The sequence below is a fragment of the Bacillus weihaiensis genome (assembly GCF_001889165.1).
GTDB classification, from domain to species: Bacteria; Bacillota; Bacilli; order Bacillales; family Bacillaceae; genus Metabacillus; species Metabacillus weihaiensis.
In genome coordinates this window covers 4,013,328-4,039,728 of record NZ_CP016020.1, presented here as the reverse complement: position 1 = coordinate 4,039,728, position 26,401 = coordinate 4,013,328, and the positions used below count along the sequence as shown (strand labels likewise).

The window sequence follows — 26,401 nt, the reverse complement described above, 5'->3', positions numbered from 1 at the left end:
ATGAAACTTCATGAGTTGAAACCTGCAGAAGGATCTCGTAAAACGCGTAACCGTGTTGGTCGTGGTATCGGTTCTGGTAATGGTAAAACAGCTGGTAAGGGTCACAAAGGACAAAATGCTCGTTCTGGTGGTGGAGTTCGTCCTGGATTTGAAGGTGGTCAAACTCCTTTATTCCAACGCTTGCCTAAACGTGGTTTTACAAACATAAACCGCAAGGACTTTGCAATTGTTAACCTTGACACTCTTAACCGCTTTGAAGACGGTACTGAAGTAACTCCAGAACTTTTACTTGAGACAGGTATTGTAAGCAACGTAAAATCTGGTGTTAAGATTCTTGGTAATGGTCAGTTAGAGAAAAAACTTACTGTAAAAGCTAACAAGTTCTCTGCTTCTGCTAAAGAAGCAATTGAATCTGCTGGCGGTACAGCTGAGGTGATCTAATGTTAAAAACAATCTCCAATTTTATGCGCGTGGGTGATATTAGAAGTAAGATCATATTCACCCTTTTAATGTTAGTAGTATTTCGTATTGGTACATTCATTCCTGTGCCTAATGTTAATGCTGATGTATTAAAGGCTCAGGATGAATTAAACGTATTCGGAATTCTAAACACATTCGGTGGTGGGGCACTATATAATTTCTCAATCTTAGCGATGGGGATTATGCCTTATATCACAGCTTCAATCATCATTCAGCTGTTACAGATGGATGTCGTACCGAAGTTCACTGAATGGTCTAAACAAGGTGATGTTGGGCGACGTAAGCTTGCTCAATTTACTCGATACTTTACGATAATATTAGGTTTTATCCAGGCGTTAGGTATGTCTTATGGATTCAATACACAATCTGGTGGATTGTTAATTCAGAATCCTGGTATCGGGACATACTTGTTAATTGCGATTGTATTAACAGCCGGAACTGCTTTTCTTTTATGGATAGGTGAACAAATCACTGCTAAAGGTGTAGGAAATGGTATTTCTATTATCATCTTTGCTGGGATTGTTGCAGGAATTCCCTCAACTGTTAACCAAATCTATGCACAACAATTTCAAGATGCAGGTGATCAACTGTTCTTAAATATTGTTACAGTTGTAATCCTTATATTGGCAATTTTAGCAGTAGTAGTTGGCGTTATTTTTATTCAACAGGCACTTCGTAAGATTCCGATTCAATATGCAAAAGGTTCTGGTGGAAACAGTATGGGTGGTGGACATAATACACACCTTCCGTTAAAAGTGAATCCAGCAGGTGTAATTCCTGTTATCTTTGCGGTTTCATTTATTATTACTCCTCCGACAATTGCAGCATTCTTCGGTTCTAACGATGTAACGGAATGGATTTCGAAAACGTTCGATTACACGCAGCCTGTAGGAATGATTATCTACATTGCGTTAATTATTGCTTTCACATATTTCTATACGTTTGTTCAAGTTAATCCTGAACAAATGGCTGAAAACTTGAAGAAACAAGGTGGCTATATTCCTGGTATTCGTCCAGGAAAGAGCACGCAGGATTATGTTACAAAGGTATTATATCGTTTAACTTTTGTTGGCTCTCTTTTCTTAGCAGTTATAGCTGTTCTTCCTGTTTTCTTTATTAAGTTCGCTGATCTTCCTCAATCTGCACAGATTGGTGGAACAAGTCTACTAATTGTTGTTGGGGTAGCCCTTGAAACAATGAAACAGCTTGAAAGTCAGCTAGTGAAACGTCATTATAAAGGCTTTATAAAATAATGAGGATATGGGAACGCAATTCCCATTCCCTCTAAATAGAGACTGAGGGGGGAATACAAATGAATTTAGTATTGATGGGCCTTCCGGGTGCCGGAAAAGGTACTCAAGCTGAACGTATTGTAGAGAAATACGACATCCCTCATATCTCAACAGGAGATATGTTCAGAGCTGCTATGAAAGAAGAAACAGAACTAGGTCTTCAAGCTAAATCCTTTATCGATAAGGGTGAACTTGTTCCAGATGAAGTAACAATTGGTATTGTTCGAGAACGTTTGGGAAAGAATGATTGTCAAAAAGGCTTCCTTTTAGATGGTTTTCCTAGAACTGTTGCCCAAGCTGAAGCACTTGAGGCTATCTTAGCAGATCTAAACAAACAGATTGATTATGTCATTAACATTCAAGTTGATAAAGATATCTTAATGGAGCGTTTAACAGGTCGTAGAATTTGTAAACAATGTGGTGCTACTTATCATCTTGTTTTCAATCCACCTGCAGAAGAAGGCAAGTGTGATCGTTGTGGCGGGGAATTATATCAACGTGCAGACGATAACGCAGAAACGGTTTCTAATCGTTTAGAAGTCAACTTAAAACAAACTCAGCCGTTACTAGATTTTTATAGCGACAAAGGCTATCTAAAAAATATTAATGGTCAACAAGATATCGATCAAGTATTTGTTGATGTGGATCAACTGCTTGGGGGACTAAATGCATGATCATTTGTAAGACTCAGCGTGAGCTAGATATTATGCGAGAAGCTGGTCGGATTGTAGCTTTAACTCATCAGGAGTTAAAAAAGCACATCAAACCAGGTATCACGACAAAGGAACTGGATGTAATTGCCGAAAAGTTTATTCGTTCGCATGATGCAATCCCATCCTTTAAAGGGTATAATGGTTTTCGCGGAAGTATCTGTGCTTCTGTAAATGAAGAGCTTGTTCATGGAATACCGGGTGACCGTGTACTAAATGAAGGAGACATCATTAGTATCGATATTGGTGCTAAATATAATGGGTATCATGGAGACTCTGCTTGGACATATGCAGTAGGTGAAATTTCCGAAGAGACACAAAAACTTTTAGAAGTGACAGAAGCTTCATTGTTTAAAGGTCTTGAAGAAGCGAAGCCAGGTGATCGTTTATCTAACATATCTCATGCTATTCAAACGTATGTTGAAGAACATGGTTTTTCTGTGGTTAGAGAATATGTTGGTCACGGTGTAGGTCAAGAGCTACATGAAGATCCTCAAATTCCTCATTATGGTCCTCCTAATAAAGGTCCAAGGTTAAAGCCTGGGATGGTATTAGCGATAGAGCCGATGGTGAATGCAGGAACTCGTTATGTAAAAACGTTAGCAGATGATTGGACTGTTGTGACAGTTGATGGTAAAATGTGTGCTCACTTTGAACACACAATTGCGATTACTGAAACAGGCTATGAAATCTTAACAAAAGCTTAAACTGAAGGTGACATTGCTTAAATGAACCGAATTTCGATTCCAGGTGTGTTACAGCTTGTCTAGCATAGTATTGAATTAGCTAAGAAGCATACGCCGAGGGGAATTCGTTTATAGCTTTTGGAGATGTAGATAAAGATCTCCAATAGAAAGATGTTCATCATCAAGAATTCTTTTATAGCGTATCTCCAATAAGTTCAGACAGTATAATGGAAGCAGGTCGTGTGACAAATAGGAATTTGTAGTTTGTCGATGAGCAAGTTACTGATTTGAAGAAGGGAGAACAGTTCGATGGCGAAAGACGATGTAATTGAAGTTGAAGGAACTGTTATAGAAACATTGCCTAATGCAATGTTCAAAGTTGAACTAGAGAACGGTCATACGGTTTTGGCGCATGTATCTGGAAAGATTCGCATGCATTTCATTCGTATTTTACCTGGAGACAAAGTTACGGTAGAATTATCTCCATATGATTTAACTCGTGGCAGAATTACGTACCGTTTTAAATAATTAGCACTCCGTACTACTAAGGAGGTATTAAAATCATGAAGGTCAGACCATCTGTTAAACCGATTTGTGAAAAATGTAAAGTTATTCGCAGAAAAGGCAAAGTCATGGTTATATGTGAGAATCCTAAGCATAAGCAAAAACAAGGTTAATTTATAGGGAGGTGCAAGCTTAATGGCTCGTATTGCAGGTGTTGATATTCCTCGCGACAAACGTGTTGTTATTTCATTAACATATATTTTCGGAATCGGTCGTTCTACTGCTGAGAAAGTTCTAGCTGAAGCTGGAGTTTCTGCAGATACTCGCGTTCGTGATTTAACGGAAGATGAGTTAGGAAAAATCCGTGACGTTATTGACAAACTTAAAGTTGAAGGGGATCTTCGTCGTGAAGTTTCACTTAACATTAAGCGTCTAATTGAAATTGGTTCTTTCCGTGGTATCCGTCACCGTCGTGGCTTACCAGTTCGCGGACAGAATACAAAAAACAATGCTCGTACACGTAAAGGACCACGTCGTACTGTAGCAAACAAGAAAAAATAAGGTAAAAGGAGGTTAATCCAAAATGGCACGTAAAACGAATACTCGTAAACGTCGTGTGAAAAAGAATATTGAAAGTGGAATTGCACACATTCGTTCAACATTCAATAACACGATTGTTACTATTACTGACACTCATGGTAATGCAATTTCATGGTCAAGTGCTGGTGCGTTAGGTTTCAGAGGATCTCGTAAATCTACTCCTTTCGCTGCACAAATGGCTGCTGAAACAGCTGCTAAAGCATCACAGGAGCATGGTTTAAAAACTCTTGAAGTTACTGTTAAAGGACCAGGTGCAGGACGTGAAGCTGCAATCCGTTCACTACAAGCTGCAGGGCTTGAAGTAACAGCAATCAGAGACGTTACTCCAGTTCCACATAATGGATGCCGTCCACCAAAACGTCGTCGTGTGTAAATTTTCTGTATAGATTTTGTATCCCTGTCAATAATGGGTTATGATACAGTATATAAGTTCTAGCAGAATCACTTTGTTGTTGTGCACATTCGGGAACTTTTGAATGGGGAATTTCGGTTAGACTCTTACTAAACATTATGTCTAGCCGGGGTTTCGACGTTTTGAAGGAGGGTTTATAGATGATAGAAATTGAAAAACCAAAAATCGAAACGGTTGAAATCAGCGATGATGCCAAATATGGTAAATTCGTCGTCGAGCCACTTGAGCGTGGATATGGTACAACTTTGGGTAACTCCTTACGTCGTATCCTTTTATCTTCACTCCCTGGTGCCGCTGTAACATCGATCCAAATAGATGGCGTACTTCATGAGTTTTCAACGATCGAAGGTGTTGTTGAAGATGTTACTTCGATTATCTTAAACATTAAAAAGCTTGCTCTTAAAATCTATTCAGATGAAGAGAAGACGCTTGAAATTGATGTTCAAGGCGAAGGTAGTGTAACTGCATCGGATATTACTCATGATAGTGATGTAGAAATTCTGAATCCAGATCTTCATATTGCTACTCTTGCATCAGATGCTAGCTTTAGAATGAGACTAACAGCTAAGCGTGGTCGTGGTTACACTCCAGCTGATTCAAACAAACGTGAAGATCAACCAATTGGTGTCATTCCAATTGATTCAATCTACACTCCGGTTTCTCGTGTTTCTTACCAAGTTGAGAAAACACGTGTCGGTCAAGTAGCTAACTATGATAAACTTACGTTAGATGTTTGGACTGATGGAAGCACTGGACCAAAAGAAGCAATTGCTCTTGGTTCTAAGATTCTTACTGAACACTTAAATATTTTTGTAGGTTTGACTGATGAAGCTCAAAATGCAGAAATTATGGTGGAAAAAGAAGAGGATCAAAAGGAAAAAGTTCTTGAGATGACGATTGAAGAGTTAGATCTTTCAGTGCGTTCTTATAACTGTTTAAAACGTGCTGGCATTAACACAGTACAAGAGCTTGCTCATAAAACAGAAGAAGATATGATGAAGGTTCGTAACTTAGGTCGTAAATCTCTAGAAGAAGTTAAGGCAAAATTAGAAGAACTAGGTTTAGGTCTTCGAAAAGACGACTGACGACTAGTTAAATAGTAACTAGCGTTTTCGTATGTTTCAATAGATTATAGTTGATAGATATGTTTTTCAATGCGCGAATTAAAAAACATACAATATACAACGAAGGAGGGGACATCTCATGTCATACAGAAAATTAGGCCGTACAAGTGCTCAACGTAAAGCAATGCTTCGTGATTTAACAACTGATCTAATCATCAGTGAGCGCATCGAAACAACAGAAGCTCGTGCGAAAGAACTACGTTCAACTGTTGAAAAGATGATTACTCTAGGTAAACGCGGAGATCTTCATGCTCGTCGTCAAGCAGCAGCTTACGTTCGTAATGAAGTAGCTGAAGTAGTTACAGTTACAAATGCAGAAGGTAAGGATAAAGATAAGCCGAAATATGCTTTAGAAAAGCTTTTCAGTGATATCGCTCCACGTTACGAGGAACGCCAAGGTGGTTATACTCGTATCATGAAACTTGGACCTCGTCGCGGCGACGGTGCACCAATGGTTATCATCGAATTAGTTTAATATATATACTCACAAGGGCGTGACAGTTTTAGAACTGGATCAATGCCCTTTTTTTATATCAGAAAGTCACGATAGAAATAGGACAAGAGCTTTATAGTCTTTTGTTCTTAATTCGCCCGGTACCTAGTAGGATAAAACAATTTCCTACTAGCCTTTCTAGGGCTCATAAGTGACCTAGGAATGGGAGTACGTATGGTTTGTCTTCTATCCTGCGGCTCTTATGGCTGCACAGAGTTCGTAAAAGGAGCATGTACTCTTTCTCGGTTAGATTAATAATGAACGATATGGTAGTACCTCTAGAATAGTGGAGTAGATTTATATTAGATTAGGCTTTTTCCGTAAGTTACGTTGTTTTAGCAAGTGTGATAGCTAGAAACAATAATCGGGGGACTATTCTAGAACCTCGCATTCAACACTACTCGATTAAGCCTCAAAACGAGACTTCTATAATAATGAATAACTTTCAACAAAAATAGCTTTTTAAAAGAAATAAGTGATCTTCCTGTGAGATGAGGAGAGTTGAGCTGTGAGTCAAGCAATTATAAACGTAGAAAATATAACCTTTCGATACCAAGAGGACGCTAAGCCTGCAATTGATCATGTTTCCTTTGAAGTAAATAAAGGTGAATGGTTAGCTATAGTCGGCCATAATGGTTCAGGTAAATCGACAATGGCACGTATCATAAATGGGCTATTTATTCCTGACGAAGGGAAAGTAACAGTTTGCGGCAAGAATCTAACCCCTGATAAAGTGTGGGATATTCGCAAGCATGTTGGGATGGTTTTTCAAAATCCAGATAATCAGTTTGTTGGGACAACTGTTCGTGATGATGTTGCTTTTGGTTTGGAGAACAATGGTATTCCTCGAGAAGAGATGATTCGTAGGATTGAATGGGCTACGAATAAGGTGAAAATGGAAGCTTATTTAGACCATGAGCCACACCATTTATCTGGTGGGCAAAAACAACGTGTAGCCATCGCAGGGGTAATGGCGGTACAGCCTGATGTAATTATTCTTGATGAAGCCACCTCCATGCTTGACCCAATGGGGAGAAGTGAGGTCATTCAAACCGTAAAGGAATTAAATCAGCAATCAGCCTTGACTGTTATTTCGATTACTCATGATCTGGAGGAAGCTTCAAAGGCTGATCGAATCATTGTCATGAATGGTGGAAAGAAATATATGGAGGGCACACCTGAGGAAGTTTTTAAGTTAGGGGATAAGTTAGTTGAAATTGGACTCGATTTGCCTTTCTCGGTTTTATTAAGTCAAAAATTAAAGGATGCTGGAATCTCCCTTAAGGAAGAGCATCTATCTGAGGAAGGGTTGGTGAATGAGCTATGGACATTGTATTCAAAGATGTAGAACATCGCTACCAGGCTCGTACACCCTTTGAGAAGCTTGCTCTCTTTGACGTGAATTTTGATATTAAATCCGGATCCTATGTGTCAATTATTGGGCATACAGGGTCAGGTAAGTCGACAATTCTTCAACATCTAAATGGACTTTTAAAACCTACAAATGGTTCAGTCTCAATTGGTGACTATCTCATTGAAGCTGGGAAGAAGCAAAAGAACTTAAAAGCTGTCCGAAGACTCGTGGGAATCGTTTTTCAATTTCCCGAGCATCAATTGTTTGAAGAAACAGTAGAAAAAGATATCGCATTTGGACCAATGAACTTTGGTGTCTCTGAAGAAGAGGCGGTCAAAAAAGCCAAAGAATCCCTTTCTATAGTCGGTTTACCAGAAGAAGTTTTGCAAAAGTCACCTTTTGATTTAAGTGGTGGGCAGATGCGTCGAGTTGCAATTGCTGGTGTGTTGGCCATGGGACCAGAAGTACTCGTACTTGATGAACCTACTGCTGGTCTGGATCCTAGAGGTAGAAAAGAAATGATGAATTTATTTTCGCGCCTAAGGAAAGAACATAACCTTACAATTATCCTAGTGACTCATAGTATGGAGGATGCTGCAAAGTATTCAGATGAGGTCATTGTTATGCATAAAGGTTCCGTAGAGATGAGGGGCACACCTAGGGAGATCTTTTCGCAAGCTAGTAAACTTGCTGATATAGGTCTCGACTTACCAGAGACGGTGAAATTCCAGATGAAGCTTGAAGAAAAAGGAATTCGTATTCCCTCCATGCCGCTAAGTATAGATGAAACGGTTGAGCAAATTGTTACTGCTTTGAAAAGGGGGGATTCCTAAGTGATGAACAGTATCATAATTGGCAAATATGTCCCTGGTCATTCTCTTATTCATAGAATGGATCCCCGCTCAAAGCTATTATTAATCTTTGCCTTTGTCTTTATTGTATTTTTTGCAAATAATGGTTTCACATACTTATTGTTAGGGATTTTCACAAGTATTATTGTGTCATTAACAAAGCTACCGTTTAGATTTTTACTAAGAGGTCTCAGACCGGTCATATGGATTATCCTATTTACGTTTATTTTACACATCCTTGTCACGAAGGAAGGGCCTGTTTTAGTGGACTTGGGCTTTTTGAAAATTCACGAGGAAGGATTAAGGCAAGGGATATTTATTTCTTTACGGTTCTTTTATTTAATTTTAATGACAACGATTTTAACCTTAACAACGACCCCTATTGAAATTACAGATGGAATGGAAACTCTCCTCCACCCGTTTAAGAGGCTTGGGTTACCGGTACATGAATTAGCATTGATGATGTCGATATCTCTTCGTTTTATTCCGACTCTTATGGAAGAAACGGATAAGATTTTAAAGGCTCAGATGGCGAGGGGTGTCGATTTCACAAGTGGACCTGTTAAGGATCGTTTTAAGGCGGTTGTCCCATTATTAGTCCCATTGTTCATAAGTGCATTTAAACGCGCTGAGGAGCTAGCGACGGCGATGGAGGCACGTGGTTATCGAGGTGGGGAAGGTCGTTCGAAGCTTAGGCAGCTAGAATGGAAATACCTTGATACAGGAATGCTTTTCATCACGTTCCTTTTAGCGTTAGTTTTACTATATTTACGAGCATAGGTGAAAACATGAGAGTAAAGTGTATCGTATCATATGATGGCTCACAATTTAATGGGTATCAAGTACAACCGAATAAGCGAACTGTCCAACGCGAGATTGAAGAAGCATTAACAAAGCTTCATAAGGGGAATGAAGTGAAGATTTATGCGTCTGGTAGAACCGATGCAGGCGTCCATGCCAAAGGTCAGGTTTTTCACTTTGACACTCCATTAACTATTCCTGACGGTAGGTGGCCTTACGCACTCAATAGCTTATTACCTGATGATATTGTCATAATCTCTGCTGCCTATGTTCAAGACGACTTTCATGCAAGATTTGATGTGGAGAGAAAAGAATACCGCTATATGATAAATCGAAATATGATGGTGGATGTTTTCATGAGAAATTATGAGTATCATTATCCCTTTGAGTTAAATGTGGATGCGATGAAGCGTGCAGCAGACCTTTTGGTTGGAACCCATGACTTTACTAGTTTTTGCGTTGCAAAAACAGAAGTAGAGGATAAGATTAGAACGATTTATTCTATAGATATAAATGAAGAAAACCAACAGATTATTTTTAGCTTCATAGGAAATGGTTTTTTATATAATATGGTTAGAATTTTAGTCGGGACATTACTAGAAATTGGACAAGGTAAGAGGGAGATACTTGAGATACCAGGCATCTTAGAGGGGAAGGATCGAAAGCTTAGTGGAAAAACAGTACCTGGCCATGGATTATATTTATGGAAAGTTTACTATGACAACTAAACCAGGTGTAACATCCCCTTGACATTATATTGTAAAGAGTATATTATATCTAATGGTATGTATTTCAACCCCACGTATAAGCCCCGGAAACTTATCGTGTTATGAAATAGAATAGGAACCATCATCTTTATATTAACTATTAGGAGGAAAAGACATGCGTACAACGTTTATGGCAAACGCTGCAAATATCGAACGTAAATGGTACGTAGTAGATGCTGCTGGCAAGACTTTAGGTCGCCTTTCAAGTGAAATCGCATCTATCTTACGTGGTAAGCACAAACCAACTTACACTCCACACGTTGACACTGGAGATCACGTGATCATCATCAACGCGGAGAAAATTGAATTAACAGGTAAAAAATTAACTGATAAAATTTATTACCGTCATAGCCAATTCCCAGGTGGATTAAAATCAAGAACTGCATTAGAAATGCGTACGAACTATTCTGAGAAAATGCTAGAATTAGCAATCAAAGGAATGCTTCCAAAAGGTTCTCTTGGACGTCAAATGGGTAAAAAATTACATGTATATGCTGGTAGCGAACATCCACACCAAGCACAACAACCTGAAGTTTACGAACTTCGTGGATAATTAAAAAGGAGGTTATTATTTTGGCACAGGTTCAATATTACGGTACAGGCCGTCGTAAGAGCTCAGTAGCGCGTGTGCGTCTAGTTCCAGGTGAAGGTCGTATTGTTGTAAATAATCGCGAAATCAAAGATTACATCCCATCAGCGGCTCTAATCGAAGATATTAAACAACCATTAAATATCACTGAAACTACAGGTAGCTATGATGTACTTGTTAACGTTTCAGGTGGTGGATATGCAGGTCAAGCAGGAGCTATCCGTCATGGTATTTCTCGTGCTCTATTAGAAGCAGATCCAGAATACCGTGCTTCACTTAAGCGTGCTGGCATGTTAACTCGTGACGCTCGTATGAAAGAACGTAAGAAATACGGTCTTAAAGGCGCTCGTCGTGCACCTCAGTTCTCAAAACGTTAATTATCAACGTTTCAAAGGCTCTTTTCACTTTTGTGGAAAGGGTCTTTTTATGACTAAAAAGTGCTTTTGACCACATTTTGACCACGGAAATTTTATGACCACATCTATCCACATTTTATAATTCAATGTACCTTTGAAATTTTTGTGCGGTTTGCTCTTTAAGTGTATCTGTTACGTGTGTGTAGATGTTCATTGTCATTTGTATATCAGAGTGACCTAGCCGCTCCTGAACTTCTTTAATACTTGCTCCTGCTTCAAATAACAAGGAAGCATGCGTGTGACGTAAACCATGAATAGTAATTCTGTAAAGGTTGTGTTTTTTAATTACAATTTCGAGCTTTTCATTTGGATAAGCTAAGCGAAGCGGAGTACCGTCATCCCGGGTAAAAATCATCTTATTTTCATCATCTTTATTCACATTAGCTAAATCCGTCTCTATTTGCCGTATGCGCCATTTTTTTAATAAGGATATGGTCTTAGTGTCTAAACTAATTAAACGCCTTGATTCCTTTGTTTTAGACGTTTGAAAGATGAAATTACCCTTGTTATGAAAAAGTGTTTTTGTAAAGCGGATGGAGCCAGCCTCAAAATCTATATCATCCCACGTAAGAGCTAATATTTCACCTTTTCGTGCACCTGTATAAATTAAAAGGTGAAAAAGTGTGTGATCACGAAATGATAACTCTTGTTTGGCTATTTTTAGGAATTGTTTTATCTCATCCTTTTTCCAGTAATTTCGCTTATCCACTTCATTTTCGTTATTGATTAATTCCTTTTGCTGTCTAGGTATACTTACATGTTCTAACGGGTTCATTGAAATAATATCCATTTTTAGAGCATATTTAAAAACTTGATTCGCCTGAATTTTTATATCATTTACAGAGGTAATTAACTCAGCAATTTCATTAATCATTTTTTGACAATAGGGCTTGGTAATTTCGCGAATCTTCAGTTGACCGAAACGTGGTAAAATGTGCTTATTAAATTTTGATTCAATACTTTTCTTAGTACTAGCCTTAATAGTTTTAGAATGATTAGAAAACCACTGATCAAATACTTCTTTATAGGTAAGGTCATTACTGTTTAGTGAAAGACCATTTGATATTTCTTGTGTAAGCTTTAATGCTGCTTGCTGTGCTTCTTTTTTTGTTTTAAATCCCCTGCGTGTGGTTGTTAGTCTTCCGCCTGATTCTGGATCTTTCCCTAGGTCTATTTTGAACAACCATAATTGTCCTTTTTTTGTATTGTACTTCTGAAATGAAGCCAACCTTTTCACCTCTTTTTCAAATGTTCCTGAATTTAGATATGATGTTCTATCATCGTATTATTTAATACTTCGTTCTATATGAAGTTCAAAAAGTTCATTAAATGATTTATCAATGTCTTGTTTTTCTTTTAGGTACAATTTTGCTAATTCGAATTTTGTTGAAGGGGTGAATCCATCTTCTTTTATCCCCATTCCAAAATTATTTTTCATTCTAAGGAGAAAATTTACTATCTGTTGTACCAATTCTAATTCCTTATTATTGGGTTTACTTGCACCACTAACGGCATGTTCACAAGTAATAAAAAATATTTGATCATGTATATCCAATATTTTTTCTCTTACTTCTGGGTTAGCTTTATTAAGCATTGTATTGATGTCTTTAGTGTATCGAGAAACTAGATACTCATCATAATTAATATGGTCATCTCCTTTTGTAAGGAAGTCTATTGAAACATTAAAGTATTTGGCTACATCAAGGACGAAACCAAAGTCAGGACTTCTATCCCCACGTTCATAGTTTCCTAAAGTTGTAAAAGGAATTTCTAACTCAGCTGCTAACTCTCTTAAGGTCATGTTCTTTCTTTTTCTTAATTCTCTAACACGTTGTCCAATCATCTTATATTCCTCCTTTTGAGTAATTACAATTAAATATTACACAAAATGAATACAACAATCAACTTGAATTACTCAATATGAGTTGTTACTATAAAAATGTACCCAATATGAGTAATGTGGAGGTGTGGTGATATGGAATGTATACTACAAATAAAAAAGAAAGAAAATTATAAAATTGACGGTACAAAAATAAAGATAGCTAGAACTGAAAAAGGTTGGACAATAAGCGATCTAGCCAATATGTCAGGGGTAACAAGGAAAACCATTGGAGAAATTGAGAATGGAAATAAAAGAAGAATACGTCATTCTACAATACACCAAATTGCAATTACGCTAGATAAGGAAGTTGAATACTTTTGTACTCAAATTGAAAAAGGATAGAAAGGGTGGAAGAGAATGAACTTTAAGTTGGAATTACCTGAAGGAACTATATTAATAAATCGTTGTGAGTTAAAAGTAGCGTTACAAGAAATTTTAATGGAAGTACAAGAGGAATGGGGAAAGGAAGAGGTATTAACCATCAAAGAAGTTGCAGAGTACTTAAAAGTAAGTATTCCAACTGTTCGCACGTTAATTACCAATAAAGAAATACCATTTTTTCAAAGGGGACAAGTTATAAGGTTAAAACGGAGGGATGTTCAAAAGTGGATGGGGAGTAATTCAATAAATGGTAGGAAATCATTTGAAGATTCAGGTGATGATTTAGATGAATGAAATAAATAAAGAGGTTGTTCCTCCGACAGAACAACCCCAAAAAGAAAATCTAGCTAAGAATATTATATCACATAAATCAGAAAACATTCCGAGCTCTTATGACTTATTTGAAGAAAAACTTTTAAAGGAAGCTCAGACTTTAACTTTACAAGAAACACCATCATTTCCTTATACCTTGTTTCCGGAACCTATAGAAAGATTTATACATGATACTGGCAGAGCCCTTTCTTGTCCACTTGATTTTATTGCTATGGGTGTATTAGTTTGCACAAGTGTTGCTATTGGAAATGGAGCAACATTAGAACTTAAGAAAAGTTGGAGATCAGGTGTTACGCTCTATTGTGGTATAGTTGCTGATCCTGGAAGTGCTAAAACACCAGCGATTAACAAAGCATTGCAGCCGCTTTTTAACTTACAAGAATATATTTTTAAAGAATATGAATCAAAAAAAATACAATATGAGTTGGAAAAAGACAATTATGAAATTGAATTGGAAAAATGGAAAAGGCATCTTAGAAAGGCCAGTCAGAAAGATAATTTAGAGGAAAAACCTATAGAACCAATAATTCCAAATGTAAAGCAAATAATTACTATGGATTCTACAATGGAGGCCTTACATGAAATTCTTTTATATAACAAAAGAGGTATTATAAAGCTACATGATGAACTTCTTGGTTTTGTTAAAGGGATGAATCAATATAGGGCAGGTGCAGACCGGCAATATTGGCTTTCAATTTGGTCTAATGAAGAAATTTTTATTAACCGAAAAGGTAAAGAGCCAATCCGGATCCCTAAGCCCTTTGTAAGTATTATAGGTGGCATTCAACCAGACATGATTGAGGAATTAATTAAAACTGAGCGTGAAGGATCAGGGGATGATGGTTTTATTGATCGGTTTTTATTTTGTTATCCTGACCCTGTTCCTTCTAAATGGACAGATGAAGACGTGAGTGAAGAGGTGATAGAGAGGTACTGTGATGTTATCTATAAATTGTATAATTCATTTAATGAAGAAAGGCCTAAAAAAGTTTATTTAAGCTCAGAAGCAAAAAAAGCATTTTCTATATGGTATGACGTAACAGAAGACGAAACGAATGTTTCAGATTTTCCTGAAATGTTAAAAGGCGTATGGAAGAAGTTAAAAGGCTTACACCCAAGGATTATGCTCATAATTCATATGCTTAAATGGGCTAGTAATCCTAATCAAGTGAAAATTGATCTTATCGATAGGGAAATAGTTTATTATACAAACTACATTATGGAATATTTTAAAACTCAAGCAAAAAAAGTTTTTCAGTATACTCAATCCAATTTTGAAGATAAGAACGCACTTAAATTAATGGATTATGTACGTAGGAAAGGAGAAAAGCTTGAAAAAGGTTTTAGTATTAGAATAAATGCATTGAATCAAGGTAAAGTATTTGGTCGATATACAAATATCAAACTCATAGAAGAAACAATTGAGCTAATTGAATCCCAGGGCTTAGGAGAGGTACAACATTTTAGATATAAAAATCAACTTGTAAAACAATTTTTGTTATATTCTAATGCACTTCAAGGATAAATATAAAATTTTAATTTTTCTTAAGTAATAGAACATGTAGACAAGTAGTAGAACAGTACCCCTACTTCAAACAATTTGTGATTTAAGGGATTATATTGGATATCGAACAAGTGAACACAAAGGCATGCAAAAATAAATCAATACTTTTTTATTGCAAAAAAGTATTGAAAAGTTCTAGCGTTCTATCACAAGCGAAAATCCAATAATTTCAAGGATCTAGGTTGTAGATCACTTTTAAAAATGGTTCTACGGGTTCTACTACTTTATGTAAGGTTGACTTATTTTCGACTTTTAAAACAATTAAGGGAGAGTGGCTAAAGTGACGAAAATGGATCAAAAAGAACAATTTATTGAAATGAGAGCTAAAGAAGTACCTTATGAGCACATATCAAAGGAATTAGGTGTAAGTAAACCTACATTAATAAAATGGGGCAAGGAATTAGAATTTGAGGTAAGTAACCGTAAATCATTGGAACTGGAATTGCTACATGAAAAGTATTATGTTTCCAAAAAAAAGCGAATTGAATTTTTCGGAGAGCAAATGAATCAGTTAAATGCAGAATTGAAAAAGCGGGACTTATCTGAAATCCCAACCGAAAAAATAATTGAGTTGCGAATGAAAACAATATCATTATTGAAACAAGAAGAAACGACTCTCAGCTTAAAGGAAAAAAAGAGTATAGGAGATTCTTTACTGGACAGTCTTGATTCAACCATAGTTGAATGGAAACTATAGTTGGCAAAACCAAAAGTTTACCGATATTTAACCATTATTAAAGTTGCTCATTTAGCAAAAGAAGTAGAAAGTTGATTTTTAGATTGTAAAAAAAATTTTTGACAAAAGAAATAGGGTATTCATTTAATTATCACCATTGCCCAAAGTGTTTTTTGCAATCTTCCACCATTGAAGTTATAATTAGCTTTACCGTGCTAAGCGGGGAGGTAGCGGTGCCCTATACTCGCAATCCGCTCTAGCGAGGCCGAATTCCTTCTAGAGGGTAGAACACTGTAGGGCTGTCTCAAGTAAGTGGTGTTGACGTTTGGGTCCTACGCAATGGGAATCCATGAACCATGTCAGGTCCGGAAGGAAGCAGCATTAAGTGGAAGCTCTCATGTGCCGTAGGGTTGCCTGAGCCGAGCTAACTGTTTGAGTAACGCCTATGGTGGCTAATCGACTGAAGGTGCACGGTATTCTCTATAATAAAATAAGGCTGTAGTTATAAGATCAATTTATGATTTTATAACTACAGCTTTTTTTCAGTGTCTATTAATTTGATGATATTGAAGGGTTGAAATTTAATGGTTATTGAAAGATATCTTTTTTTCACTTTTTTCGGTATCATTAATTTGTGAAAAGCGGGTAATATTTGCTCCAAGACTAGATAATTTATGAGCGAAATTTACGTAACCACGATCTAAATGAATTAAATTTGTTACAGTTGTTTCATCTTTAGATGCTAAACCTAGTAATATCAAAGCTGCTGCTGCACGTAAATCTGTTGCTGAAACTACGGCTCCACTAGGATTTGATGGACCATTAATAATGGCTGAACGCCCATCAACTTTTATATTTGTATTCATACGCTGAAATTCATTTACATGCATAAAACGATTTTCAAAAACTGTTTCTGTAATAATACTTGTTCCTTCAGCCTGTAGTAACAATGCCATCATTTGGGGCTGCATGTCTGTTGGAAAACCTGGGTACGGCAACGTTTTTATATCTACAGCCTTTAATTCCTTAGAACCAATAACCCTTAGTCCATTTTCTTCCTCAAGGATTTTTATTCCCATGTCTTTTAGTTTTGCTACAAGTGAGGCTAAATGTTCTAGTTTAGCACCCTTAACCAAGACGTTACCTTTTGTTATTGCAGTAGCTACCATAAAAGTTCCTGCTTCAATTCTATCTGGCATGACACTGTGGGAACTACCAGTTAGTTTTTTTACACCTTCTATTTTTATTGTATCTGTACCAGCGCCACTTATCCTTGCTCCCATTTTATTTAAAAAAATTGCTAAATCGGATATTTCGGGCTCCTTGGCACAATTTTTGATTAATGTTGTTCCTTCAGCAAGTGTTGCAGCCATCATAATATTTTCAGTAGCACCTACACTAGGAGAATCTAGATAAATTTCTGCACCCTGAAGTGGTTTATTAACTACAGCATCAATGTAACCGTTACCGATATTAATATCTACACCCATAGCTTTAAATCCCTTAATATGCTGATCTATGGGGCGTGTGCCTATAGCACAACCTCCAGGAAGGGCAATTTTTGCTTTCCCATTTATTGCTAAAAGTGGCCCCATAAATAGTACGGATGCACGTAATTTTCTTACAAATTCGAAAGGGGCAGTTACTTTTAAGTGTTTTCCAGTAATTATATTGACTTCTTTATTAGAGTAAATAACCTCTGAACCTAAGTATTTTAATATCTCAATAGTAGTTTTTACATCAGTGAGGGAGGGTACATTATAAATTGTATTTTTTCCTTCACTTGCCAATAAAGTTGCTATAAGTATGGGTAAGGCTGCATTTTTAGCTCCTTCAACATGAACAGTACCTTTTAATTCCTCTCCTCCACGGACTATAATTTTTTCCATGATTATCCCTCCGGCAATAATTTATACAGTAATAATATGCATTCGGGCTTTAATAGGTGTTTGTGTAGAGGATACGGTACATTAGGCATTTAAAGTTGTTATTAATCAAATATAGATTTTTTGTATGTTCCAAAAATTTGTCGTATATATATTGTCCTTAATATTGTAAAATTGTAGTTTGTTATAAACTAGTTTGTATATTCACCTTATATCACATTAATTGACGCAAAGTTACATTGTGATGTTATAATCATTCTAGGAACTAGTGTTCGTTATTTAGATGATATAAAACTAAGGATGGATTGTGAGAAATATGGGAAATATTATAGGTTTATCAATGTTTTCAAGTGCTGGAATAGGAGAGACCTTTTTTAAAGATATAGGGATAGATATAGTAACCGCTAATGAGTTAGTAGAGAGAAGAGCTAATTTATATAGGAATGTTCATTCTGAAACTAACATGATTCAGGGAAATATTCTTGATAAAGATGTTTTTTTGAATTTCATAAATTCATCCCCAGAAAAAATTGATTTTCTATTAGCTTCTCCACCTTGTCAAGGTTTGAGTGTAGCGGGTAAAAATAGAAATGTTGATAGTATGTCGAAAGATGAAAGAAATTATTTAATTTATAAGGTGATTGAAGTAATTAACATAAAAGATCCGACTTATGTTCTTATAGAAAATGTTCCTTCACTTTTAAAGTTATTGTTATCCTATAATGGTAGTCTAAAAACAGTTGAAGATATTCTTATTAATGAGTTTAATGATTTATATAATATTGAGACATGCATTATAGATGCTGCTGATTTGGGAGTACCCCAAACAAGAAAAAGAGCTATTATTAAGCTTTATAAAAAAGACAGAAAATGGCCGTGGCCAGCATCTGAGAAAAAAATTACAGTTAGAGAATCTATAAGTCATTTGCCTAGTCTTGAATCTGGAGAATTCTCAGATATCAAATGGCATTTTGCCAGAAAACACGATGAAAGACATGTTTTATGGATGAAGCATACTCCAACAGGTATGTCTGCATTTGAGAATGAAATCTATTTTCCTAAAAAATTAGATGGTAGTAGAGTAAAAGGATATAACACAACATATCGAAGAATCTTATGGGATGAACCGGCTCCTACAATTACTATTCGAAACGATGCTATAAGCTCTCAAAGAAATGTTCACCCCGGGAGAAGATTAGAAGATGGAACATATTCCGATGCTAGGGTATTAACTCCGCTTGAATTAATGTTATTAAATTCACTCCCCATTGACTGGGGGATACCTGACGATACACCAGAATTGTTAATTAGACAGTGTATTGGTGAATCCATTCCACCGCTAATGCTAAAAAAACTAGTAGGGGAGATAGAACAATGAATTTAAATTTAAATGCAATATCATTATTCTCCAGTGCGGGAATTGGAGAACTATTACTTAATAAGATTGGTATAAACATAATTGCTGCAAATGAGTTGTTACCTAAACGTGCGGAATGCTATAAACATTTTAATCCAAACACAGTTATGATTAATGGTGATATTACTCAAGAAGAGGTAAAGGAAAAAATTAAATCATATGTATCTGATGATGTAAAACTGTTATTAGCAACACCTCCATGTCAGGGGCTAAGTTCACTTGGGAAAAACAAAAAACAAAGTCATTTTGAAGATGATGAGAGAAATTACCTGATTTTTGATATTTTTGATATAATAGATAGTGGAAATTTTGAATATATATTAATAGAAAATGTACCGAAATTTTTAAAAATGTATTTTCCTTATAATGGAGAATATCTTCATCTTGAACAAATTCTAAATAATAAATATTCTGAGGACTACGTTATCGAAGCGGCTATATTGAACGCAAAAGACTTTGGAATAGCTCAAACACGCCCAAGAGCAATTATTAAGATGTATAAAAAGGGATTAAAATGGGGCTGGCCAGATCAAGAGCAAGAAATAACTCTTAGAGAGGCTATTGATCATCTTCCTTCTCTAGAGAGTGGAGAAGATTCTGGTATTCCTTGGCATTATGCGAAAGTAGAAAATGATAGAGCTGTTTTAGCATTAAAGCATACTCCAACTGGTCAGAGTGCTCTAAAGAATGAAGTTTATTATCCTAAAAAGGAAAATGGGGATAGAATTGTAGGCTTTCATAATACTTTTAAAAGAATGGTCTGGGACCAACCTGCTCATGCTAGAACAACTTACTGCGGTAGTATGAGTTCACACAATAATGTACATCCAGGTAGATTAAATTCAGATGGGACATACTCAGATGCAAGAGTTCTAACATTATTAGAAACTTTTATTGTTTCTTCTATACCTCAAGATATAAAGTTCCCGTCTTGGGTTTCCGACAACTTCATAAGGACTGTTATAGGCGAATCTATACCTCCTTTAATGTTAATGAAAATATTGAGTGATATTGGTCCTGAGCTTGAGGGGGACAAGAATAATAATGACATACAGGATAGAAGAAAAGAAATGGATACTGTACCGGCATACTAGTGATTTTAATATTATTAGTACTGTTGCTATTGAATTAAAGAGTTTTAACCGAACTCTTATTTCCGAAGATAAAAAATTAAACCTTTTACAGAGGCTAAGGGAAATGAATTTTTATACTGGAAGAAATCCCGGAATGCCTCTTGATTCTATTAATCACAGGATTAATACGTTGGAATTCTTTATGTTTGGATATAAAGATAAAGTTGATGGGCAAAAAAGGTTTTTATTTAGTCCATTAGGAAATTTATTTCTAAACAATATAGGAAACAAAGAAAAAATCAGAAAAATATTTTTAACAATGCTCTGGGCTTTACAGTTCCCACACACTTATGGGGGGACTGATAGAGTCTTCGAGGTGTTTCCATTTAGGCTGATTTTTAAGTTGTTAACTGACGAGCGCCTTGAATATAAATTATATGCATTTGAGTACGCTTACCTAGTTGCTTTTACTCAGAGTATTAATGATGAAAAATATGAAGAATTAGTAAATGATATTATTAACCTTAGAGCATTATCAAATGCGGAGATTGAGATATTATTTAATAATAAGAGGCATGTATTGGTTAATGCTGTTTATGAATGGGACTACTATTATAGACGATTATTTGAACAAATTGGTCTTTTTAATGTAGAACTCGGAGATCAAATATGCAGAATTCAGCAAGGAAATACAAACACATTTCGAAAGGTAACAAGAAATTCAGTTAGTATTTCTGACCATATATATGACTATTGTTTGAAATTGTTAGAGGAATTCCCTTTTGATGAGCAACCTCTAAAATTAAATGACCCAGAAAGGTTAAAAAAAGATATCATAAAGGAGATACATAGTTTTTATCCAAAAACCTTATTAAGAGAAATTGGAGAATTAGATAATGAGCTAGAACTTAAATTGCTCGAATTACCGAAACTAATCGAACAATACTCTAATAACAATGATGGTGCTGAAGCATACCTTTTTGAAGATGTTTTAGTAGACGGTTTCAATATGTTCCATAATGTTCAGGCAGAAAAAATAGGTGGAGCAGGAAATACCGATATTGAATGCCTTTATATAGATGGGAATATGAAGTTTGCGGTTGATGCTAAATCTACTAAGAACAAATTATCTAGTTTAAATGCAGGTAGGTTAGCACTTCATAGGGAAAAAATAGGTGGAGAATATACAATTGTAGTTACATCAAGATATGTTCCTGCTGTCCGGAATGACATAAGAAATACACCAACAGTAATTATACTTGCTAGGACTTTCTCGGAATTCTTGTATAATTGTATAAATAACGATGTTAGAGAGGTAGGTTATTCAGATTTTAATGAAATAATATCCAATAACTTAGGTAATGATGTTAGTAATTTAGTATCGGATCTTACTATTAATATGTTCTCGGTGCAAGAAAACTAGTTCAGTACTTGTTTATGAAACAGGAAAGGAGGTTCATGATGGAACTTGACTTATTTAAACAATGGCTAGAAAGTAATAGGGGATTAAAAGAAAGGTCAGCTAGAGATGTGGTTTCAAGAGTCCGTAGGGTGGATAAAATAATTGATTCTGATCTTAAAGAATCTTACGAAACCATTGTTGAAAGTTTGGACAACAATGAGGAGTTTAATAAGTTTAGTACATATGTTAAGCCTCAAATAAAACGTGCGATTAAGTTATATAAAGAATTTATTGATGAAAAAAATAATATTAATAAATGAAATAATTTGAAATTATCAATTAAGCCTTTCTCTATCGAGAAGGGCTTTAAAAAATTAATATTATCCTTTAATAGGAACCATTAGTAGTTTTGCGTATGAAGCTTTAAAAAACTTAAATAGGAGTCAAGAATGACTCCTATTAAGGTCAACTCTTAAGAATATTGTTGATCTTATTTCAATACTAATACATTTTGAAATCGATATAATAGTACTAATCATTGCAATTTTTCTTACTTTTAATGATTTACTATTAATTAAAGATCATTTGTATACTCTTGGAAATGTAGCATCTCCTTGATCAAAACTTTTCTTCATCAACTTTTCTTCGATTCTTTCATAGTAAGATTTACATCCACAACAATTAAAAACAAATACTGTACCTGAATGAGCTTGTTCTGTCTTGACAAAAAAGAATTCGTGGAATTGATTATGCGCTTCAATATTTTTGCAATAAGGGCAGTGTCTTTTTTCAAGTTTTAACATAGGTTTATCTTCCTCTCAATTTTGAAACTCAACAAACTCTATAGAATCTTTATCTTTTAAGCTATTTAAGTTCCTTAGAATTAATTGATTCCTTCCATTCCTTTAATGAAGAAACTACTTCTCGAAAATCCTCATTAAAGGGGTATTTCTCAGATAAAACATCAGAATGAGTATCTTCAATTTTCTCCCATTCCAAGCTAAGTTTTTCAAAAGACTTAATTACTTCATCAAGTGCTGTAGTAAATTTGTTCATTGTGGATCAAAACCACCTTTTTATTTTTAATTTTAACATAATTAATCCAGGATACTTAAACGATAGAGTTTATTTCCTGACCACATTTTGACCACTAATCATATATAACGGTATAATATTCATTTTAATTTTAGGTATTAGAAATGCAGCAAAGTAGTGATGGACCAAGGTTTGTCTTATTTCATATTTCTCCAAATTATATGGATAAATAAAAGAACGTAAGAAATACGGTCTTAAAGGCGCTCGTCGTGCACCTCAGTTCTCAAAACGTTAATAATACGTTTGAAAGGCTCCCAAACTTTATTGGTTGGGGGTCTTTTTATTATTTATGGAACTTTAAAAATCTTTGAATATGATAAAGACAAGCTTTACGTCTATTAGTGAGAGTAGAAATATCTTCTTCTTTCTACTCTTACCTACTTTTAAATAACGTGTGCTGAGCTATTAGGAATAAAGTAAACAAAAAGTTTCATGATGTTTTCATAAAATAGCACGTTACTATACATATTAGTAAAAGGTGTAGGTAAAGATTGCATTTCTGACATTTAAATACTCCAAATGACTCCAAACATTACTTTCTTGGGAAAGTTTAGTATAATTAATAATTGTGTGTTTTTAAATTAAGTTTGAAGGAGAAATGAGAGGAGAAACTAATGAAGAAAATATCAAATGTTTTTTGGATCACGCTAGCTTTAGTGCTAGGTGCGGTTATCTTTGGTGTTTCTAAGCCAATTACTTTTGAAGAGGTAACAGCCAATATACAAGAATTTATCACATCGGCTTTTGGATGGTATTATTTGACGCTCGTAACAATTGTCGTCATTTTCTGTATCTTTCTTATCTTTAGTCCGATTGGAGCAATAAAATTAGGAAAGCCGGATGAAAAGCCAGAGTATTCAAAGGGTACATGGTTTGCTATGCTATTCAGTGCTGGTATGGGAATAGGACTAGTATTCTGGGGTGCTGCAGAACCACTTTCGCACTTTATGAGCCCACCTCTTGCTGAAGGCGGTACATCTGCTGCTTATAAAGAATCTATGAGATATACGTTTTTCCATTGGGGGATTCATGCTTGGGGAATTTATGCAATTGTTGCCTTAGGCCTAGCGTATTATAAATTCCGTAAAGACGAGCCTGGACTGATCTCTGCTACATTAAAGCCGGTATTAGGGAACAGAATGAATGGTCCTCTAGGAACGCTGATTGATGTTTTAGCTGTCTTTGCAACAGTGATTGGTGTTGCTACTACATTAGGATTTGGGGCTGCACAAATTAATGGGGGATTGACCTATTTACTAGGGATTCCAAATAATTTTACGGTTCAATTTATTATCATTGCTGTTGTCACTGTTTTATTTATGATTTCTGCCTGGTCTGGATTAGGTAAAGGAATAAAATACTTAAGTAATACAAATATGTTTCTTGCAATTGGTCTATTTATTTTAATGTTTTTCATTGGACCAACCATTCTTATTTTAAACATGTTTACAGATACAGTTGGTGGATATATTCAAAACATCGCTCAGATGAGTTTCCGAATAGCGCCACTCAATGAAGAACATCGTGGTTGGATTAATGGCTGGACGATTTTCTATTGGGCTTGGTGGATTTCTTGGTCACCATTTGTCGGGATCTTTATTGCTCGTGTATCAAGGGGACGTACGATACGTGAATTTTTAATTGGTGTTTTATTATTGCCTGCAGTTGTTAGCTTTTTATGGTTTGCAACATTTGGTACATCAGCAATTGAGATTCAGAAAGCGGGAATTGTGGATTTAACACAATTTGCTACTGAAGAGGTTTTATTTGCTATCTTTAATCAATTACCAGGTTCTACAATCCTCTCGATTGTTGCAATCACGCTTATTAGTACATTTTTCATTACATCTGCCGATTCTGCAACGTTCGTATTAGGGATGCAGACGACATATGGTTCTCTCACCCCTTCTAATTCAGTGAAATTAACGTGGGGTATTGCTCAGTCTACAGTTGCGCTTATCTTGCTTTATAGTGGAGGATTGCAAGCATTACAAAATGCCTTAATTATTGCTGCCTTTCCATTCTCCTTTATAATAGCACTGATGATGATCTCTCTCTATCTATCGTTAACAAAGGAAAAGAAAGAGCTGGGACTCTATTTTAAGCCAACACCAAAAAAGAAGGCTCCTAAAGTCTAAATATTGATAAGAGATAAAAACCGACAACTAAGATGTTGTTGGTTTTTTTATTAGTGCTTCATTTCTTGGGAAATGTTTTGATCTTTTGACTTACATGAAATTGGTAGTGATTTTACGAATGATATATGTCTGCGGATAAACAATAATGATAAGGAGGCATCTACATGAGTGAAATCATTTCGTTGAAGCAAAAGAGACATCAAAAGGAATTAAAGTATGAGAAGAAAATGTTGCGAGAGTTAACATTAGCAGAAATTAAAGCCAAAATTGATGAATGCTTTAGTGGTTTCTCTAGTTCGGTAAAGAAAAATGTCATTGAGGACGGATGTGTAGATTTCGCAATCGAAGCCTTTATGCTAGGTGCAAAGTATAGTCGATTCGGATACTTAGGTGAAACAATGGAGGCTGCGAACTCCCGTTGTTATCATGAGGAGAAGCAACTAACAGATGAACTATATGATTATTATATAAACTGGGGAAAATATCGTGGAAGTGATTCATCCTTAGAAGAAGTACATCTTGCATGTGAGCATTATATTCATTCTTGGTGGAAGCAAGGATATATGAAAGGTGAAAAGAGATATAAGCTAAGATTGCATTAATTGGGGTAAGTCATTACATCTTTAACATAATCCTCCTCTTTGTCCCATATATTGATTACAGGACGAGCAGGAGGGAATGGAGATGAAAAATAAATTAAAATGGATTGGTTTTACCGCTGGCTTTATCGTACTACTTATTCTCTTTCAATGGCAATTTACAGATGATGATTCTTGGGATTCTTGGAATTTGCCCTTAAGTGGTAAGGTTATTTATATTGACCCTGGTCATGGTGGTCCAGATGGAGGGGCAGTAGGGGATGATACATTAGAGAAGGATATTTCTTTAAGCATATCATTACTTCTAAGGGATTACTTACAAGAACAGGGAGCATTGGTTATGTTAACCCGTGAGGAAGATATTGATTTAGCGGATGAAAATACGAAAGGCTATAGTAAACGTAAAGCCGAAGATTTGAGAAATCGTGTAAAAATGATAAATGAATCAAATGCGGACTTATTTTTATCGATTCATTTGAATGCCATCCCGTCTGCTAAATGGAGCGGGGCACAGACATTCTATGATGGACGATTTGTAGAGAATGAGCATATTGCCAAGTACATTCAAGATGAATTAAGGCGTAACTTAGAGAATACTTCACGTGTGGCGAGACCAATTGATGGTGTTTATCTCATGAAAAACATGGAAAAACCAGGTGCTTTAGTGGAGGTTGGTTTCTTATCTAATCCAAATGAGGAGAGGTTATTAGCAACCGAAGAGTATCAACAAAAAGTATCTGCTTCCATTTACAACGGGGTCCTAAGGTACTTTTCAAATGAAAAAAATCCTCCGGAATAAATGGAGAAATGGAATGCTTCTCATTCTTTCTAGATCCTGAATTTATGTTATACTGTTGTAAACGAATTCAAAAAGGG

Annotated in this window: 32 protein-coding genes, 1 other RNA gene and 1 pseudogene; 29 read left to right on the top strand and 5 right to left on the bottom strand. The window is 35.7% G+C overall.

Annotated elements, in window-relative coordinates:
- The 16 genes from rplO (at window position 1) to rpsI (A9C19_RS19440) (ending at window position 11,040) form a co-directional block, all read left to right on the top strand.
- Window positions 1–441 carry a 50S ribosomal protein L15 gene (gene rplO, locus A9C19_RS19515; protein WP_072581444.1) on the top strand — a complete coding sequence of 147 codons (441 nt, stop codon included), beginning with the start codon at window positions 1–3 and terminating at the stop codon, window positions 439–441.
- Window positions 441–1,733 (top strand): preprotein translocase subunit SecY, encoded by a 1,293-nt coding sequence (gene secY, locus A9C19_RS19510; protein ID WP_072581443.1) that lies wholly within the window; start codon window positions 441–443, stop codon window positions 1,731–1,733. The genes rplO and secY overlap by 1 nt, the downstream gene beginning before the upstream one ends.
- A gap of 59 nt (window positions 1,734–1,792) precedes the next feature.
- A complete protein-coding gene (locus tag A9C19_RS19505) occupies window positions 1,793–2,446 on the top strand; it encodes an adenylate kinase (RefSeq protein WP_072581442.1) in 654 nt (217 codons plus the stop codon).
- Window positions 2,443–3,189 (top strand): type I methionyl aminopeptidase, encoded by a 747-nt coding sequence (gene map, locus A9C19_RS19500; protein ID WP_072581441.1) that lies wholly within the window; start codon window positions 2,443–2,445, stop codon window positions 3,187–3,189. The genes A9C19_RS19505 and map overlap by 4 nt, the downstream gene beginning before the upstream one ends.
- 288 nt (window positions 3,190–3,477) lie before the next feature.
- Window positions 3,478–3,696 carry a translation initiation factor IF-1 gene (infA, locus tag A9C19_RS19495; protein WP_010191517.1) on the top strand — a complete coding sequence of 73 codons (219 nt, stop codon included), beginning with the start codon at window positions 3,478–3,480 and terminating at the stop codon, window positions 3,694–3,696.
- A 35-nt stretch (window positions 3,697–3,731) separates the two neighbouring features.
- On the top strand, window positions 3,732–3,845 hold the full coding sequence (rpmJ, locus tag A9C19_RS19490) for a 50S ribosomal protein L36 (RefSeq protein WP_003156543.1): 114 nt from the start codon (window positions 3,732–3,734) through the stop codon (window positions 3,843–3,845).
- A 22-nt stretch (window positions 3,846–3,867) separates the two neighbouring features.
- Complete coding sequence (gene rpsM / locus A9C19_RS19485) at window positions 3,868–4,233, top strand: 30S ribosomal protein S13 (RefSeq protein ID WP_072581440.1); 366 nt, start codon at window positions 3,868–3,870, stop codon at window positions 4,231–4,233.
- Between the two features lie 22 nt (window positions 4,234–4,255).
- On the top strand, window positions 4,256–4,645 hold the full coding sequence (gene rpsK / locus A9C19_RS19480) for a 30S ribosomal protein S11 (protein ID WP_066330403.1): 390 nt from the start codon (window positions 4,256–4,258) through the stop codon (window positions 4,643–4,645).
- 179 nt (window positions 4,646–4,824) lie between these two features.
- Complete coding sequence (locus A9C19_RS19475; RefSeq protein WP_072581439.1) at window positions 4,825–5,769, top strand: DNA-directed RNA polymerase subunit alpha; 945 nt, start codon at window positions 4,825–4,827, stop codon at window positions 5,767–5,769.
- A 118-nt stretch (window positions 5,770–5,887) separates the two neighbouring features.
- Window positions 5,888–6,283 (top strand): 50S ribosomal protein L17, encoded by a 396-nt coding sequence (gene rplQ, locus A9C19_RS19470; protein ID WP_072581438.1) that lies wholly within the window; start codon window positions 5,888–5,890, stop codon window positions 6,281–6,283.
- Window positions 6,284–6,809: 526 nt separating this feature from the next.
- Entirely contained in the window at window positions 6,810–7,649 is an 840-nt protein-coding gene (locus A9C19_RS19465; protein ID WP_072581437.1) for an energy-coupling factor ABC transporter ATP-binding protein, read from the top strand.
- Window positions 7,625–8,488, top strand: coding sequence for an energy-coupling factor ABC transporter ATP-binding protein (locus A9C19_RS19460; RefSeq protein WP_072581436.1), 864 nt, complete (start codon window positions 7,625–7,627; stop codon window positions 8,486–8,488). The genes A9C19_RS19465 and A9C19_RS19460 overlap by 25 nt, the downstream gene beginning before the upstream one ends.
- On the top strand, window positions 8,489–9,286 hold the full coding sequence (locus tag A9C19_RS19455) for an energy-coupling factor transporter transmembrane component T family protein (protein WP_072581435.1): 798 nt from the start codon (window positions 8,489–8,491) through the stop codon (window positions 9,284–9,286).
- An 8-nt stretch (window positions 9,287–9,294) separates the two neighbouring features.
- Window positions 9,295–10,035, top strand: coding sequence for a tRNA pseudouridine(38-40) synthase TruA (truA, locus tag A9C19_RS19450; protein WP_072581434.1), 741 nt, complete (start codon window positions 9,295–9,297; stop codon window positions 10,033–10,035).
- Window positions 10,036–10,189: 154 nt separating this feature from the next.
- Complete coding sequence (rplM, locus tag A9C19_RS19445; RefSeq protein ID WP_072581433.1) at window positions 10,190–10,627, top strand: 50S ribosomal protein L13; 438 nt, start codon at window positions 10,190–10,192, stop codon at window positions 10,625–10,627.
- Window positions 10,628–10,647: 20 nt separating this feature from the next.
- On the top strand, window positions 10,648–11,040 hold the full coding sequence (gene rpsI / locus A9C19_RS19440) for a 30S ribosomal protein S9 (RefSeq protein ID WP_072581432.1): 393 nt from the start codon (window positions 10,648–10,650) through the stop codon (window positions 11,038–11,040).
- Window positions 11,041–11,155: 115 nt separating this feature from the next.
- Here the strand turns inward: rpsI (A9C19_RS19440) and A9C19_RS19435 are convergent, their stop codons facing one another.
- Window positions 11,156–12,316, bottom strand: coding sequence for a site-specific integrase (locus tag A9C19_RS19435; protein ID WP_233499207.1), 1,161 nt, complete (start codon window positions 12,314–12,316; stop codon window positions 11,156–11,158).
- Between the two features lie 48 nt (window positions 12,317–12,364).
- Window positions 12,365–12,922 (bottom strand): helix-turn-helix domain-containing protein, encoded by a 558-nt coding sequence (locus A9C19_RS19430; RefSeq protein ID WP_072581430.1) that lies wholly within the window; start codon window positions 12,920–12,922, stop codon window positions 12,365–12,367.
- Window positions 12,923–13,054: 132 nt separating this feature from the next.
- On the opposite strand from A9C19_RS19430, the gene A9C19_RS19425 reads away from it, so the two are divergent.
- The 5 genes from A9C19_RS19425 (at window position 13,055) to ffs (ending at window position 16,389) form a co-directional block, all read left to right on the top strand.
- The gene (locus tag A9C19_RS19425) at window positions 13,055–13,303 is read left to right on the top strand and encodes a helix-turn-helix domain-containing protein (protein ID WP_072581429.1); all 249 of its coding nucleotides are present in this window, start codon (window positions 13,055–13,057) and stop codon (window positions 13,301–13,303) included.
- A gap of 15 nt (window positions 13,304–13,318) precedes the next feature.
- Window positions 13,319–13,636, top strand: coding sequence for a helix-turn-helix domain-containing protein (locus A9C19_RS19420; RefSeq protein ID WP_072581428.1), 318 nt, complete (start codon window positions 13,319–13,321; stop codon window positions 13,634–13,636).
- Window positions 13,629–15,200: a YfjI family protein gene (locus A9C19_RS19415; protein ID WP_072581427.1), complete on the top strand. Its 1,572-nt coding sequence runs from the start codon at window positions 13,629–13,631 to the stop codon at window positions 15,198–15,200. The genes A9C19_RS19420 and A9C19_RS19415 overlap by 8 nt, the downstream gene beginning before the upstream one ends.
- Window positions 15,201–15,519: 319 nt before the next feature.
- Window positions 15,520–15,936 carry a hypothetical protein gene (locus tag A9C19_RS19410; protein ID WP_072581426.1) on the top strand — a complete coding sequence of 139 codons (417 nt, stop codon included), beginning with the start codon at window positions 15,520–15,522 and terminating at the stop codon, window positions 15,934–15,936.
- A gap of 189 nt (window positions 15,937–16,125) precedes the next feature.
- Window positions 16,126–16,389, top strand: an RNA gene (gene ffs, locus A9C19_RS19405) — signal recognition particle sRNA large type.
- A 107-nt stretch (window positions 16,390–16,496) separates the two neighbouring features.
- Here ffs and murA read toward each other — a convergent pair.
- Window positions 16,497–17,804, bottom strand: a complete 1,308-nt coding sequence (gene murA / locus A9C19_RS19400) for a UDP-N-acetylglucosamine 1-carboxyvinyltransferase (RefSeq protein WP_072581425.1) — start codon at window positions 17,802–17,804, stop codon at window positions 16,497–16,499.
- 313 nt (window positions 17,805–18,117) lie between these two features.
- Here murA and dcm point away from each other — a divergent pair, with 313 nt between their 5' ends.
- From dcm to A9C19_RS19380, 4 genes are read left to right on the top strand one after another with little or no spacing between them, the layout of a single operon-like run.
- Window positions 18,118–19,179 carry a DNA (cytosine-5-)-methyltransferase gene (gene dcm / locus A9C19_RS19395; RefSeq protein ID WP_072581424.1) on the top strand — a complete coding sequence of 354 codons (1,062 nt, stop codon included), beginning with the start codon at window positions 18,118–18,120 and terminating at the stop codon, window positions 19,177–19,179.
- Window positions 19,176–20,312 (top strand): DNA cytosine methyltransferase, encoded by a 1,137-nt coding sequence (locus A9C19_RS19390; protein WP_072581423.1) that lies wholly within the window; start codon window positions 19,176–19,178, stop codon window positions 20,310–20,312. The genes dcm and A9C19_RS19390 overlap by 4 nt, the downstream gene beginning before the upstream one ends.
- A complete protein-coding gene (locus A9C19_RS19385) occupies window positions 20,263–21,714 on the top strand; it encodes a restriction endonuclease (protein ID WP_072581422.1) in 1,452 nt (483 codons plus the stop codon). Before A9C19_RS19390 ends, A9C19_RS19385 begins: the two co-directional genes overlap by 50 nt.
- 38 nt (window positions 21,715–21,752) lie before the next feature.
- The gene (locus A9C19_RS19380; RefSeq protein WP_072581421.1) at window positions 21,753–22,013 is read left to right on the top strand and encodes a hypothetical protein; all 261 of its coding nucleotides are present in this window, start codon (window positions 21,753–21,755) and stop codon (window positions 22,011–22,013) included.
- 261 nt (window positions 22,014–22,274) lie between these two features.
- On the opposite strand, the gene A9C19_RS19375 is transcribed toward A9C19_RS19380, so the two are convergent.
- Both A9C19_RS19375 and A9C19_RS19370 read right to left on the bottom strand, forming a co-directional pair.
- Window positions 22,275–22,496 carry a hypothetical protein gene (locus tag A9C19_RS19375; protein WP_072581420.1) on the bottom strand — a complete coding sequence of 74 codons (222 nt, stop codon included), beginning with the start codon at window positions 22,494–22,496 and terminating at the stop codon, window positions 22,275–22,277.
- 61 nt (window positions 22,497–22,557) lie between these two features.
- Window positions 22,558–22,749 carry a hypothetical protein gene (locus A9C19_RS19370; RefSeq protein WP_072581419.1) on the bottom strand — a complete coding sequence of 64 codons (192 nt, stop codon included), beginning with the start codon at window positions 22,747–22,749 and terminating at the stop codon, window positions 22,558–22,560.
- A gap of 208 nt (window positions 22,750–22,957) precedes the next feature.
- On the opposite strand from A9C19_RS19370, the pseudogene rpsI (A9C19_RS21575) reads away from it, so the two are divergent.
- From rpsI (A9C19_RS21575) to cwlD, 4 genes and pseudogenes are all read left to right on the top strand, one after another.
- Window positions 22,958–23,023 (top strand): annotated as a pseudogene (gene rpsI / locus A9C19_RS21575) (30S ribosomal protein S9); the annotation flags it as partial.
- Between the two features lie 379 nt (window positions 23,024–23,402).
- Window positions 23,403–24,926 carry a glycine betaine uptake BCCT transporter gene (locus A9C19_RS19365; RefSeq protein ID WP_072581418.1) on the top strand — a complete coding sequence of 508 codons (1,524 nt, stop codon included), beginning with the start codon at window positions 23,403–23,405 and terminating at the stop codon, window positions 24,924–24,926.
- A gap of 164 nt (window positions 24,927–25,090) precedes the next feature.
- Window positions 25,091–25,528 (top strand): DUF2521 family protein, encoded by a 438-nt coding sequence (locus A9C19_RS19360; RefSeq protein WP_072581417.1) that lies wholly within the window; start codon window positions 25,091–25,093, stop codon window positions 25,526–25,528.
- Between the two features lie 82 nt (window positions 25,529–25,610).
- Window positions 25,611–26,324 (top strand): N-acetylmuramoyl-L-alanine amidase CwlD, encoded by a 714-nt coding sequence (gene cwlD, locus A9C19_RS19355; RefSeq protein ID WP_072581416.1) that lies wholly within the window; start codon window positions 25,611–25,613, stop codon window positions 26,322–26,324.
- Window positions 26,325–26,401 lie beyond the last annotated feature (77 nt).